Here is a 14,157-nt window from a genome sequence, read left to right as displayed (position 1 = left end):
GGGATTTTAAATTGAAAATAGGAATGACAAAAAAAGTAGTAACTTCATTATTGTTGAGTACCGCTTTATTACCAATGTTGAGCGGTAAAGCTGATACGGCAACAGCAGATCGTAAACCAGCAGCTGCGACTAAGGGGAGTAGTACGGCCTCTGCTGCTAGTCAGGTCACGCTGAGTGCAGGCAGTCAGACGGCTACCAGTGCCACTGATCAAGCGACTGCCAGTAATACCGATTCAGCGGATAATCAAACTAATGCTACTAGCGTTACGAGCCGCGTGACAGTGCGGGCAGCTAGCGCAGCAACGAGTCAGGAATCTAAAACTGACAGTACAGCACTGCAAAGTCAGGTATCTGCCAGTGAAGCCACTAATGATGATACCGCGGCCAGTGCTACGGCGGCTACGACGACTAGTGCGGTCGAACAACTTGATAAGACGGCTAAGACTGGTGAAGTTGCGAGTCAGGCGAGTCAGAGTGCTAGTGCTGAGTCAGCTAAGGCCAGTGAGGCGACAAGTCAAGCCAAGCAAGCTGTGACTACGGACAAGCCCGCTTCAGCAGTCGCTAGTGAAGCCGCTAAGTCGACTGCGCAATCATCAGCATCAGCGCAAGATACTAAGCGGGCCGTTGCTGCTAAGGTGTCGCCACAGATTGAGACGACAGTGGCAGCTGATGCGGTTCGTTCATCGGTGATGACAACGCGTTCGACCAAGGCGGCCACTAGTCAAGAAGTTTTCTTGGATCAAATCAAAGCTGGCGCAATCTCTGGTTGGAACAAATATCAAGTTTTACCATCAGTGACAGCCGCACAGGCGATTTTGGAAAGTGGTTGGGGTAAATCACAATTAGCAACTCAAGGTAATAATTTGTTCGGTATTAAGGGCAGTTACCAAGGACAGTCGATCTATTTCCCAACCCAGGAATGGAATGGCTCACAATACATTACGATTCAAGACGCTTTTCGGAAGTACCCGAATTGGTCAGCGAGTGTCGAAGATCATGGCGCCTTTTTGGTCGTCAATCCGCGTTACAGCAATTTAATTGGGGTCACCGATTATCGGCGTGTTGCTAGTCTCTTGCAACAAGATGGTTATGCAACGGCCCCAACGTACGCGAGTTCACTGATTAGCATCATTGAATATAACAAGTTGCATGAGTGGGATCAAGAAGCAATCAGTGGCCAGCCTAGTGGCGGTAATAATAACAATCAGGTTCAACCTGATCAAAACGTTACGGCAACGAGTGGCACACATAAATTTACTAAGACCACAACGATTCACAATGCGCCAGACGCAGCCAGTGCTGTAGTTGGAACTTACAATGCTGGTGAAACCGTGAACTACAATGGTAAGTTGACGGTCGGCAATGCAACTTGGTTACGTTATCAGTCTTACTCTGGGGTATCACGTTACGTGATGATCAGCCAGACAACCACTAATAATGACAATAATCAAGCAACGGTTACACCTGCTAGTGGTGCCTATAAATTTACAGCGAAGACTAATATTCGCTCAGCAGCTAGCAAAACAGCACAAATTGTTGGTGCGTATAATGCAGGTGACACGGTCTATTATAATGGTAAGGTCACAACTGGTGGGGTGACCTGGTTGCGTTACTTGTCCTATTCTGGCGCGCAACATTACGTTGCTACGAGTGGTGATGAGGTTAACGCTGTAGCGAAACCAGACGTGGTTGCCACTAGTGGCTCATACCGGTTTACTAAAACAACGGCGATTAAAAGTTCACCAGCAACCAGTGCTACGACGGTCGGCACGTATAATGCGGGTGACACGGTCTATTATAATGGTAAAGTGACGACTAATGGTCAAACTTGGTTACGTTACATGTCCTATTCGGGTGCTCAACATTATGTTCAAATTAGTAGCGAGAGTACCGCGACTAATGTCAACAAGCCCCAAGTAACACCACAGAGCGGTAGCTACCGGTTTACCCAGACAACGGCGATTAAAAACACACCAGCGGGCAGTGCCCCAAGTGTTGGCACCTATCATGCTGGTGATACAGTTTATTACAATGCTAAGGTAACGGCTAATGGTCAGACCTGGTTGCGGTATCTTTCTTATTCAGGTGCACAACACTATGTCGCTATTAGTGGGAACGCGTCAACCGGGAACACGACATCTAAACCGGTCACGAATAGTCAGGGCGCCTTTCGTTTCGTAACGACGACTAATATTCGTACTGCACCAAGCACGAAATCGAGCGTAGTTGGCGCATATAATGCGGGTGAGACGGTTTATTATAATGGAACTGTTCAGGCTGAAGGTTACACCTGGTTACGCTATCTCAGTCGTTCAGGTGCCACCCATTATGTTGCCATGCTCAAGGGATAAGCATATTAGTTGTTCCGAGTTTTAAATGGCTTTATACTGACAATAGTTAAATGGATAGCGATTACGACCGCTATTAATTTTGCGGCAACCTGGTCGGCTTCGGCTGATCAGGTTGTTTTTTATCCGCGTTTGCAATCGCTTACATTATATGCTATATTGAATTTATCGGAAGAGTCACAGGTCAGTATCAATCGTTACCCAATTGTTGTAACAAACCCGTCAAGTGATAGCTAGTGCAGTATAGCAGCGTTTCCGCTAATTTCGGATAACTGACTGGCCCAACCTCCATCTATTGATGGCACGGTTATATCCACGGAGAACGGATTGCCGCCAATCAAACGTTCACGGATGTGGATAGTGAATCAGTCATCTGGTGGTATGAAGAATACCACGCCAAACTTTTTGTATGATTCTTCCAAAAAATGGGCTCACATTGTGGGTCCTTTTTTCATCTTGCTGTATGATTAAAGTAACCTAAAGCTGAAGGAGATTTTAAAACTATGTACTATGTCGCAATGAAAGATCATGAGATTGGCCGTAATTTGGCTACCGAACAATATTTAATGAATAACGTGGATTTCGATGAACCATTAGTTTTGTTCTACTATGAAGAACCGTGCATCATTGTTGGTCGTAACCAGAACACCCTTGAAGAGATTAATGCAGACTACGTGCGGGAACACCATATTACTGTCACTCGACGGCTTTCTGGTGGTGGGGCGGTGTATCAAGATCTTGGCAATCTCTGCTTCAGCTTCGTAGTGGATAGTGATAGTCAAGAGTTTGGTGATTTTAAGACCTTTACAAAACCAATTATTGATGCTTTACACGATATGGGTGCCACCACAGCAACGGTCAGTGGTCGTAATGATTTGTTAGTTGACGGCAAGAAGTTTTCCGGCAATGCGATGTATTCACGCAATGGCAAGACGTTCTCCCATGGGACGTTAATGCTGAACGTTGACTTGAACGTTGTGCCCCAAGCACTGACGGTACCAACTGATAAGATTGCTTCTAAGGGGATCAAATCAGTTCGAAGCCGGGTGACGAACTTGCGACCATACTTAGCACCGGAATACCAGAATATCACGGTACCTGAATTCCAAGACGCATTACTGAAAGAGTTATTTCATGTGGATTCGTTAGATCAAATTGCAGACAAGGAGTACCATGTCACTCCTGAACAACAAAAAGCTATTGATAAAATTTACGAAGACTATTATGCTAATTGGGACTGGGTTTACGGCAAATCACCAGAATTCTCAGTTAAACGACGTCAACATTTTGATATGGGAACGATTGATGTCCGGATCTCAGTGGATGACGGCTTAATTAATAATATTAAATTTTATGGTGATTTCTTTGGTAGTGGTAATGTTCAGGATATTGAAGCAGCCCTCAAAGGCGTGCGGTATGACCATGAAGCCATCGCCAAGGCGCTAGCAGATATTGATTTGAACCAGTATTTCACTGGAATTGAACGACCAGCCATTATTGACTTAATTGCCCAGTAATAGGAGTGATTTGTTGAAACTGACCCGCTTAGTTGCATTTGCGTTTGTATCCTTTTTTTGTTACGGTATCGTCAACTGGATGATGTCGACCAGCCATTTTCACTTACAATCAAAAAGCATTTCGGTGGCTGAAATGTGGCAGGGATTGTTAATTGCCTTAGTGTTGTATTTTTTGGGCGTGCTAGCAGTGTATATTAACCGCATGCTGGGTTTCTATGTTCTAGGGCTCGTCGTGTTGATTTATAGTCTGGGACTAGTCAGCGCGTTGATGTCCGGGTATCAGAGTACGGCTGGTATGGAAATCAAGCTGTTGTTAGAGATTATGGGTGTGATTGGATTGGGAATCAATTTTTATACGCTAGTGTTATTGACTCGCTGGCGGCGTGCAAATTAATGAAATTGAATAAATAAATGAGGGATAGTGTTTTATGCAACGAAACGTACAAGATTTTATCGATGATGTTACGGCTGAAAAGATCACGCAGGCAAGTTTAACGGGCGCCTATGCGCAATTAGCAACTAAGGTCAAGCCATGGCTAGCTAAATTATTGGCCGCGATTAAGGCCAACCAATTAGCCCAAGTGACTTTAACGGCCAAGCATGAGCCCGCAATTAGCTTTCGACTGGAAACGAGTGTCATTAACTTGCCACTGGCCAATTTAACTGAAATTGGAAAGGTCACGGCTGCTGATGATACGATGCCAATCAACGTCTATATGATTGCTGAGTCCGAAGCCTTACCATCTGGTTTGCGGATTGATGAATTGGGAACGGCCGATGATGTGTTGGCAGATCAAGCTAATGCTGAAAAATTATTAACGGATTGGCTAACGGCGCAGACTGATCGGTTAGATCAAATTACTGCAGCGGAAGCTTAAACGTAACCTTTACGAGTTAATTACTGAATCTTTACATGACTATGGTAAGGTAAGAATTGATATTGGAGCCAAGCCAAAATCAAAATACCAATGGAATTGGGTGTGCCGGTTGCTAGTTAACGGGAACACCCAATTTTTTAGTGATGGTCGTTTTTATTAGTGGCAAGTAGTGCTAATAATAATGACAAGCAGTAGTTGCTAGCTGTGCTTCAGTTATCCACAATCAAGACTTGCATTTTATGGCTAGAGATGATATGGTAGTCCATGCGATGAGTCGATAGAGTCAGATCGTTAGCAATAACGGTTCCGCGCGAGCGGCTAGTGACTAATATTGATAGCGGGGCACGTTTCTCTGACGTATTTCAGAGTGCTTGGGTCACTGACATTGTGGAGTGTCACCCCCGCTGGTTTACCAGCGCCGCGATGAACGTGTGTTAACCATTTTCGGATGGCTGACACACGTTTTTTTGTGTCAAATAAAAACGGGAGGTTGACTGATTATTACTACTATCAGTCAACCTCCCGTTTATTTATTACTAAAAATATTAATCTTCTTCATCCATGGCAGCTACTGATTCGGTATTAGCAGTTGCGCGTTGCATTTTTCCAAGCACACCGCGGGCGATTGGGCCGACAATGATGAGCTGAAGTGGTAATGCAACAATCAAGTTAAAAATCCAAGTGTGACCGTAAGTCGCTAAGACGTGACTTCCAGCCAATTCACCTTCCACTGCAATCCCGAAGAGGGACATGCAAGTGACCATGCCAAGGACCATCAAAACGGAAATGGTAATTCCAATCAGGACGACCCGTTTGCGCATGTAATCATTAATGATATATTTGAAAGCTAATCGTTTGGCAATTGGTCCCACGACCAATAAGTCTAAAATGATTGCAACGACTAAACCGAGTGGGTAGCCACTGAGGATTGCCATTACTAACCCGCTACTGAAGCCTTGAGCAAGGGTAACGTTGTAGGCGGTCATCACAAAAACCATCAGACCGGCCATGATGGCGGTAAAGACAACTTCTTCTTTTAAATTACGTGGCATTCTATTAACACACTCCTAGTTTTAGTATCGGTTGATTACTATAGCATGTGAAGGGTGGTTCACATAAGTAACAATTTGATGACAAATTATGAACCGGTTACATTTCAAGATAATGTAAATCTAATCAAATAGTTAAAATTAAATCCAAAACAGGTAAACGTTGGTAAAGTTAGGCAACATGGCGTATGCTGTAGTTAGTATCAGACAATTAATCTTTGGGGAGTTGATTATCTTGAAAAAAATATTAGTTAGTTCAGCCGTGATTGCTGGGATCATTGCGCTGGGGGGCGGCTATTACTTAGAGGCCGACCATCAGTCTAACCAGTCGCGGGTCAGTGAAACTCAGTCGGTCGTGTCAAAGACTAAAGCAAAAAAAGATGTGTCATCTTCAGCGACGACCACTAAGAAATCAGCCGCGGCTAAGTCGGCGGCAACTAAATCATCGTCAACAGTTGCCAATGCTGCTACCGAATCACAAGCCACAACTAGTACGACGAGTCGTCAGGATAATAACAATGTAACTGCCTCCGACCAATCACAGGCTAGTTCAGGTCGGACGAGCACGAGCACGACAACAACGGCTGGTCAGGCTGCGACTAGCCAACAGCCGGCGACGAGTAGTAGTCAGGTGGTTAATTCACGTCATTTAACAACTAGTCAAATCAATGATTGGGCTTGGCAGCAGGTTGCCAAGGACTATCAACAAACGGCAGTTAAGAAACAAGATTTTGTCTTTAATCAATATCAGAACGGTGGCTTAGTCTACGTGGAGGTTTATGAGAACCAAAACACTGACGTGGCCCATTTAGCCGGTCGTTTTCGCGTGAATGCCCAAGGACAATTAGAACAACAACAATTAGCGCAGGGTGATGTTTGGCAAGTCGTTGCAACACAACCATAATTAACAAGAATAATTGTCAAAACGGATGATAATAAGTATTACCAGTTAAGTGTTCATAATTTTTATATTTTGAACACTTAATTTTTGATTGTGATCAGCACTAGTAATTGGCCGGAAAGCAAGCCGTTGAGCCCCAAGCTTGCTTGACTATACAACAGCTTAACTTTAATAATGAATCATTAAATAGCAAACGTTCACCGGGTAATGTTAAATCTGTAACCGCCTTCTTGCTCATTAGGGTAAAATACGGCATACTAGATTGTAGCGAATAAAGGTTGGTGGATGGATTATGGCAAAAGAGAAACATGAAATTTATGATGAAAAAGATAAGCGGCTAGGCCGGTTAATTCTTAAAATTATGGGCATTGTTGCCATTGTCAGTGGTTTAGTAGGACCGTTCATTTTTTTGTTGAATGCTAATTGGGGGCGCGAGCTCGGAACGTTAGCGGTTATTTGTGGGGGCGTTGCCATTTGTTTTGGTCCTAAGGGTCGGACGGCTGGTGGCCAGTGGTTAGCACTGTTAAAGACCCTTGGCCTGGGCATTCTGATTTTAGTTTACTTTGCAATCGTTCAAAAATTTTTAGGATAAGCAATGTTAATGAGCAATTAGTCAGTTTATATCGGTGTGTCGCTTCGTCGGCAGACCGTTTTTTAGTTAATATTTGGCTAGTGTTGATTTTGGGACTTGCACGAATTTTATTATGAGAGTAAGATGGAAATATCATTAAATAACATGTTGATGAGAAGAGTAATTGGGTCACGCCTTTAACAGGGAGCCGTGGTGAGTGTAAAGCGGTAAGGTTACGCCCAATGAAGATGAACTCGGAATGCCCAGCAGCGGTTACAAGGCTGCACTGGCGGGACTGGCCGATATTCCAGTAAGTTAGAAAATAACTTGATGAGTTTGGCGGGGTGACCCGTGATTAAACTTGGGTGGTAACACGCAACCGGCGTCCCTTGGAGATGGCGGTTTTTTTGTGACTGCTTTTGCACAGTCACGACTGTTTAGCGGGTCGCATAATTTAGATAGGACGGGATTGAAAAATATGACAAAACAAACTGATGAGTTACATATTGAAACACGGTTAGCACAAGCTGGCAATCGGAGCGATGATGAGAAGACCGGGGCCATTTCAGCACCAATCTACCTGTCGACCGCATACCGGCATGCTGGTCTGGGACAATCGACGGGGTTTGACTATCCTCGTGAAGCCCAACCAACTCGCTGTATTTTGGAACAGGTGTTGGCGGAGATGGAGCACGGGGTTGCAGCGTATGCGCTAACCTCAGGGATGGCAGCCATTCAGCTTGTCTTCACGTTGTTTAATAGTGGTGACAAGATAATTGTATCTGATGATTTGTATGGTGGCTCATACCGCTTCTTTGACCTACTGCATGATCATTACCACTTGGATTTTGTTGTCTGGGATGGTCAAGATCAAGCAACACTGGCAGCTTTGGCCGACGATCGGACCGTCGCCCTATGGTTAGAAACGCCATCCAATCCGACAATGAAAGTCATTGATATTACAGCCACGGCAACTACCGCCCACGCTCATAACCTTAAGTTGATTGTTGATAATACATTTTACACCCCTTTGATTCAAAAACCACTAGATTTAGGAGCGGACATTGTGGTTCATTCCGCAACCAAATATCTGGCCGGTCACAATGATATTTTAGCCGGAGCGGTCGTCGTTAAGTCACAGGCGGATGCTGAGACTCTCGAATTCAATCTGGTAACAACTGGGGCGGTTCTCGATCCTTTTGATGCTTGGTTGTTATTGCGGAGTTTGAAGACTTTGCCACTACGATTGCATCAACAGGAGATCAACGCCCAGAAACTGGTCACGGTGCTTAAAGCGGATGAACACGTTGAACGTGTTTTATATCCTGGACGTGGTGGGATGATTAGCTTTTATCTCGCCACTGGTACGGACGTTGATGATTTTTTACGGGCCCTCCGTGTCATTTCGTTTGCGGAAAGCCTTGGTGGTGTCGAAAGCTTGCTGACCGTTCCCGCAGTTCAAACACATGCGGATTTAACGGAAGAACAACGACAAGCAAAGGGGATCACCGGCAACTTATTGCGGCTGTCCGTTGGGATTGAGAATAGGGCCGATTTAGCAGCGGATCTCAAGCAAGCCCTAGTCCAAGCGTCAAAATAAAGCAAAAGGCTTTACTTACTTTTAGTATGTGTTAAACTATAACTATCATAAAGATATTGGAGGCATTTTTCATGGCAACTGCAACTTTAAGCGACGAAGAAATTCGCGAACGTATCAAGACGGGTAAGCACATGTTATTCTTTACGGCGGACTGGTGCCCGGATTGCGCTTTCATTAAACCAGTGATGCCCCAAATCGAAGCGAAGTACGATCAATACGATTGGATCACGGTTGATCGTGACGCCAACATTGAAATCGCACAAGACATGGGTGTGATGGGAATTCCTAGTTTTGTTGGTATTGAAGATGGTCAAGAAATTGGTCGGTATGTTGACAAATTCCGTAAAACCCAAAAACAAGTTGAAGATTTCTTAGATACGCTTGAAAAGTAGTATTGAGTGGCACCACACAATTGCTACTTACTAATAACCAACTCAGGCGCGTTCATGATGGTTAAGCTTTAACCACGGTGAACGCGTTTGGGTTGGTTTTCGTTTGGGCTTCTGCTACACTATTAACTATTAATTTTGGAAACGGTGATAAACATGACAACAAATTTATTTGAAGACGTGGTGGTGCGGACGACCAGAATTGGTGACCTACCCGTATTACACGTGTTTGCAGCCAGTCAGGCACAGACCAAGTTACCAACAATTATTGATTACCATGGCTGGACGAACCAAACAGCAACCGAGTTGGGAGTCGCTTATCAGTTAGTACGGGCTGGTTTTCGGGTCATACTCCCGACAGCATACCTACATGGGAGTCGCAATGATGGGACTGATTTGGATCGTCATCCGGAACATTTCTGGTCAATTGTCGGGCATTCGGTTGCGGAATTTCCACAATTGGTTGATGATCTAGTGACCACTGGAATCAGTGATCCTAATAAGATTGGGGTAATGGGGACCTCGATGGGCGGCATCACTGCTGCTGGTATCATGGCAACACAGCCAGCAGTAGTTGCGGGCGTCTCACTAATTGGTTCACCTGAACCGGTGGCTTTTGCCAAGGATCAAGTCGCACAACTACCAGCCGCATTACAAGCTAAGTTACCGGCGGAATTGATTGCACAAACTTATCAGCAACTAGCTAAGTTTGATTTATCTGAACACCCGGAAACACTGGCGGGACGGCCGATGTTTTTCTTCAACGGAACGGCTGACCAGATGGTCCCTTATCAGTATGTTCGCGACTTTAAACACCGCTTCAAGGACGAGCCAGCCTTGCAGGCGACGGTCTTTAAACGCGCTGAGGGTGGCGTTCACCACGTGCCACATAAAATTCAAGAGGCCGCCGTAGCTTTCTTGACGACTAATATTCTTAAATGAGTTGATGTTAAGCTAAAGCAGCCGCTGTTCAGTTTTGTGAACAGTGGCTGCTTTTTAGTTACAAAAAATGGTGTAGCCAACACATGCCACGATAACTCATTAAAAATAGTAGTAGTGGTTCAGAAAATAACATTAGACTGCCGCGTTCAAGTAAAAAAATGGCGAGATTCATTTCGTCGTCCCACCGTTTGGCCCGCTCATTGAGCCGGGAATGGTATTTTAGACTAGCCTGTACTGATAACGATCTCATCTTGAGCGGATTGTGGCGCAACTTTGGGACGTTTGTTAGGAGGAGTGGGAAAGCAATCAGGTAGGAACTGATTAGCCAGCTCACGGGAAGGTTAAAAATTAGTTGCCACTGACCAGTTGGTTTAGCCGTAATGGCATAGTATGCAATGATTAGAACTGGCCATGCTGATAGCTCGGTAGTCAGAAAATTAATCAATTTATTTTTCATCAACATCCCATCCCGTCTTACCGATTAGTGAGAATTAACGTACTAAACTAGCTTGATGAGAATCTGATGCAACAGTATTATAGCACCACTGACAGTTGATAGCCTGTTATCGAATTTGGTTAGTTAAGTCAAAAATTTATAAAATAATAATTGTTTACAATTGAATTTTGAACAATTTAGATGTATTCTGATAACCGTAAATGAAAACGTATACAACAATATTGAAAAAGAAGGCATTTACTATGGCAAAGATGATTGAAGCGTCGGTTGCAATGTTGAAAGTTATTGAGGCTTGGGATATTAAACAGATTTACGGTTATGCCGGTGGGTCGTTTAATTCCACTATGCACGCGTTGGATGTTGAACAAGAACGGCTCCAATATGTGCAGGTACGTCACGAACAAGTGGGGGCCCTCGCTGCGGCAGCGGATGCGAAGTTGACGGGTAAAATCGGGGTTGCCTTTGGGTCAGCCGGTCCTGGTGCCGTTAACTTACTCAACGGGTTATACGATGCGAAGGAAGATCATGTGCCCGTCCTTGCCTTGGTGGGCCAAGTTGCTCACACCAATATGAATTATGATTATTTCCAAGAATTCGCCGAAGAACCGATTTTCAGTGATGTGGCGGTCTTCAATCGGACGGTCATGACACCGGAAAGTTTGCCATACGTTGTTGATAAGGCGATTCGGGCGGCTTACCGTGAAAACGGTGTGGCCGTTGTAACGATTCCTAACGATTTTGGCTACGTTGAAATTCCAGATCTTGATTATGATTCAGCAAGTGTACCAGCTAAATTAACCGGCATTCCTACTATTGATGATGAACAAGTTAAAACGGTGTTAGCGATGATCAAGAACGCCAAGTACCCCGTCTTCCACGTTGGTCAAGGGACGCGTGGTGCAACCGAGGACATGATGGCGTTAGCGGAACGTCTGCAAGTACCGATTATTATCACTGGGTTAGCCAAGGGCGTCATTCCTGATAGTTTTGATGGTAATATGGGAAGCGCTTATCGGGCAGCCTCGAAAGCGGCGGATGAACTGATGGGGATTACCGATTTGGTCGTTTCAGTTGGCGCGGATTATTCGTTCGCACAGATTATGTACACGACTCACGATTTCAAATACGTGCAAATCGAATTGGATCCTGGCAAGTTTGGGCGTCACCATCATTTGGATTTCGGCATCAATGGCGATGCCAAACAGTTTATCAAGCGCGCCTTGGCATTAAGTGAACCAGCGTCACCGTCGCCATACTACCAAGCAGCTAAAGCAGATATGGCCGACTGGAAACAGTATTTGAAGAAGCTGAGTGAACGGAAGACCGATCCACTTGAATACGAACAAGTCTACCAAGAAATCAACCGGGTCGCTGCCGATGATGCAGTCTTCTCAATGGATGTCGGTGATAATACGATCAATAGTTTCCGATTTTTGAAGATGAATCCCAAGCAAAAATTATTGACCTCAGCACTATTTGCCACGATGGGTGCTGGTGTCCCCGGGGCAATTGCGGCGAAGATGAGTTATCCTGATCGGCAAGCTTTCAATATTGCTGGTGATGGGGCGTTCTCAATGGTCATGCAAGATTTATTGACCGAAGTCAAATATCACTTGCCAATCTTTAATATTGTGACGTCTAACCAAACGTTGAACTTTATTAAATCAGAACAAGAGGATGTGCCACAACCGTATTATGGGATTGATCTAATCGATGCTGATTTTGCTAAGATTGCTGAAGGAATGGGCGTCAAGGGAATTCGGGTTGAGCATTTTGATCAATTGCACGCCGCCTTTGAAACCGCGATGGCCGAGTTAAAGGCCGGTCGTCCGGTCTTAATTGATGCCAAGATTACGGACAAACGGGGGTTACCAGTTGAAATCCTCGATGTTGATCCAGCCAAGACATCGGCTGCCTCTGTCAGTGCCTTCAAAGAAAAATATGACGCGAACGAATTGAAACCATTAACCACTTATTTCAAGGAGTTCAACGTCGAATAGTCAGTGTTAATGAGCCTGTAATCGATTGATTGCAGGCTTTTTTGTTCTAGGATGGCATGAATCATTGTTAAAAGGTTCCGGTTAGCTCAATTCCTGTTCGTCAGCCGGTGCGCGTCCTATTCCGACCTCCGGGGCTGGGTGCCAATTGCTGGAACGCAGCCGACGTCGATTTGAGCTAACGCCCAACCCGCGTCATCTCAAATACGAGTCTTATTCTAAGCCGGAAGGAAATCGCTTCCAGCTAAGAATAATTTGGCTACTGAGCATTGTCACCCAGCCCCTCCAGTCTCAAGCCTGTGAGGGGCCACGGGTTGAAGCCGAGCATTGCCTAGCCAACCGATTAATGCGGTTTTGGGATTAGTCTGTTGGCGTAGCAAGCACAGGCTTTAGTGGCACCGAATACGTTTCGGGAACTCGCTCGAATGGCAGATGAACGGCCACTTAACTTGGTACAATTAGTCGCTGGTTATTTTGATACAGGAACTTTAAACGAGACGTTAGGGTTACCCTAACGACTTTGTTGAGGTGTTCTATTATTACTATAGTAATTCCGAAATAGCGAACTATCCCAATATCTTTTCGACCTAACAGTTGCTTAACAAAGTTACCGTTTATGAAAAACAATGACAAATCCAGCAAAATTTGGGTACGCACATGTCTACCATTCGAATACTATCCCGACTGGAAGGCTTTTCGGTCAATGCTCAGCGGTGAAATTCCACTTAGCAAGCGTCCTTGGCTTGGTTAGTGGAAGACCAGTATTTAAGACGTGGGTTGCGGCTTAAATCTGTGTCCACCGCGTTCCAGCAATTGGCAGAAATGCCTGGAGGTCGGCGTAGGACGAACTAGCAAAGCATGTTTACGCTAACTCGCACTTTTTCCAGCGGGCCTAAGCTGGCTGCTTTTGATCTTAAACCGGAACCTTTTAACAATATTTCGTGCAGAAAGGCATGGTATCATGTGGATATAATTTTAGAGCGTCATTCTGCTTGGTCTGGGGGTTGCAATCGGTGCAACAACCGATGGGGACGGCTTGGAAAGCCTACGCGTTTACGTTATTGATCTTATATACAATTTTAGCGATTTATTGGATGGCACACAATTAGGGGGATTAATGCTAATGCAAGCTGAAAGCACTTGGTTAATTTGGCAGTTACATGTGTTCGCAACGGGATTAGGGTACACGCTTAGTCGTCATAAGGGAGACACAACTGAGGTGGTGTTTCCGCAAGGTCAAGATCAACCATTGTCACATCAAGTCGAATTGGCACAACTCATTGACAGAAAGGCTTATGCTCAAGCCGCTCAGCGGTTGTTAGCGTTGCAGTTCGCAATGACGGAAGCTGAACTTACAGCTTGGAATTTGGTTTTACGCGACAATTAATCAATTTGACGACCAAAGTCTCGCTGCCGGGGGAATTTCACGAACATCGTTGGTGGCGGGATTGGAACAACTGCAACAATTGAAAATGGGATGCTAAGATTTAAGCAAATTACGAATGAAT

The 14,157-nt window shown here is 44.8% G+C and carries 13 protein-coding genes and 1 pseudogene; 12 read left to right on the top strand and 2 right to left on the bottom strand.

From position 1 onward, the window contains the following. Nucleotides 1–11 precede the first annotated feature (11 nt). From LP667_RS11440 to LP667_RS11425, 4 genes are all read left to right on the top strand, one after another. On the top strand, nt 12–2,351 hold the full coding sequence (locus LP667_RS11440; RefSeq protein ID WP_033609679.1) for an SH3 domain-containing protein: 2,340 nt from the start codon (nt 12–14) through the stop codon (nt 2,349–2,351). 500 nt (nt 2,352–2,851) lie between these two features. Then, on the top strand, nt 2,852–3,865 hold the full coding sequence (locus LP667_RS11435) for a lipoate--protein ligase (protein WP_056988550.1): 1,014 nt from the start codon (nt 2,852–2,854) through the stop codon (nt 3,863–3,865). 13 nt (nt 3,866–3,878) lie between these two features. Beyond that, a complete protein-coding gene (locus tag LP667_RS11430; RefSeq protein ID WP_033609678.1) occupies nt 3,879–4,259 on the top strand; it encodes a hypothetical protein in 381 nt (126 codons plus the stop codon). 34 nt (nt 4,260–4,293) lie between these two features. Next, the gene (locus LP667_RS11425; RefSeq protein WP_021732762.1) at nt 4,294–4,743 is read left to right on the top strand and encodes a hypothetical protein; all 450 of its coding nucleotides are present in this window, start codon (nt 4,294–4,296) and stop codon (nt 4,741–4,743) included. Between the two features lie 545 nt (nt 4,744–5,288). Here LP667_RS11425 and LP667_RS11420 read toward each other — a convergent pair. Next, nucleotides 5,289–5,795: a DUF2798 domain-containing protein gene (locus tag LP667_RS11420; RefSeq protein WP_021732761.1), complete on the bottom strand. Its 507-nt coding sequence runs from the start codon at nt 5,793–5,795 to the stop codon at nt 5,289–5,291. Between the two features lie 232 nt (nt 5,796–6,027). On the opposite strand from LP667_RS11420, the gene LP667_RS11415 reads away from it, so the two are divergent. The 5 genes from LP667_RS11415 (at nt 6,028) to LP667_RS11395 (ending at nt 10,195) form a co-directional block, all read left to right on the top strand. After that, the gene (locus LP667_RS11415) at nt 6,028–6,696 is read left to right on the top strand and encodes a hypothetical protein (RefSeq protein ID WP_021732760.1); all 669 of its coding nucleotides are present in this window, start codon (nt 6,028–6,030) and stop codon (nt 6,694–6,696) included. 289 nt (nt 6,697–6,985) lie between these two features. Further along, nucleotides 6,986–7,285, top strand: a complete 300-nt coding sequence (locus LP667_RS11410; protein WP_021732759.1) for a hypothetical protein — start codon at nt 6,986–6,988, stop codon at nt 7,283–7,285. Between the two features lie 457 nt (nt 7,286–7,742). Continuing rightward, nucleotides 7,743–8,864 (top strand): PLP-dependent transferase, encoded by a 1,122-nt coding sequence (locus tag LP667_RS11405; protein WP_033609675.1) that lies wholly within the window; start codon nt 7,743–7,745, stop codon nt 8,862–8,864. 71 nt (nt 8,865–8,935) lie between these two features. Beyond that, entirely contained in the window at nt 8,936–9,256 is a 321-nt protein-coding gene (locus LP667_RS11400; RefSeq protein ID WP_003642657.1) for a thioredoxin family protein, read from the top strand. 153 nt (nt 9,257–9,409) lie between these two features. Next, a complete protein-coding gene (locus LP667_RS11395) occupies nt 9,410–10,195 on the top strand; it encodes an alpha/beta fold hydrolase (RefSeq protein ID WP_021732757.1) in 786 nt (261 codons plus the stop codon). Between the two features lie 58 nt (nt 10,196–10,253). On the opposite strand, the gene LP667_RS11390 is transcribed toward LP667_RS11395, so the two are convergent. Continuing rightward, nucleotides 10,254–10,652, bottom strand: coding sequence for a hypothetical protein (locus LP667_RS11390; RefSeq protein WP_225366493.1), 399 nt, complete (start codon nt 10,650–10,652; stop codon nt 10,254–10,256). A gap of 242 nt (nt 10,653–10,894) precedes the next feature. Between LP667_RS11390 and spxB the strand changes: the two genes are divergently transcribed. The 3 genes and pseudogenes from spxB to LP667_RS11375 all read left to right on the top strand — a co-directional run bounded on the left by spxB (nt 10,895) and on the right by LP667_RS11375 (nt 14,133). Further along, entirely contained in the window at nt 10,895–12,652 is a 1,758-nt protein-coding gene (gene spxB / locus LP667_RS11385; RefSeq protein WP_021732755.1) for a pyruvate oxidase, read from the top strand. A 389-nt stretch (nt 12,653–13,041) separates the two neighbouring features. Continuing rightward, nucleotides 13,042–13,164: a hypothetical protein gene (locus LP667_RS17270; RefSeq protein WP_021732754.1), complete on the top strand. Its 123-nt coding sequence runs from the start codon at nt 13,042–13,044 to the stop codon at nt 13,162–13,164. A gap of 608 nt (nt 13,165–13,772) precedes the next feature. Further along, a pseudogene (locus LP667_RS11375) lies at nt 13,773–14,133 on the top strand (DUF6483 family protein). Nucleotides 14,134–14,157 lie beyond the last annotated feature (24 nt).

The sequence above is a fragment of the Lactiplantibacillus paraplantarum genome (assembly GCF_003641145.1).
GTDB classification, from domain to species: domain Bacteria; phylum Bacillota; class Bacilli; order Lactobacillales; family Lactobacillaceae; genus Lactiplantibacillus; species Lactiplantibacillus paraplantarum.
This window is presented reverse-complemented; position numbering and strand designations above follow the sequence as displayed.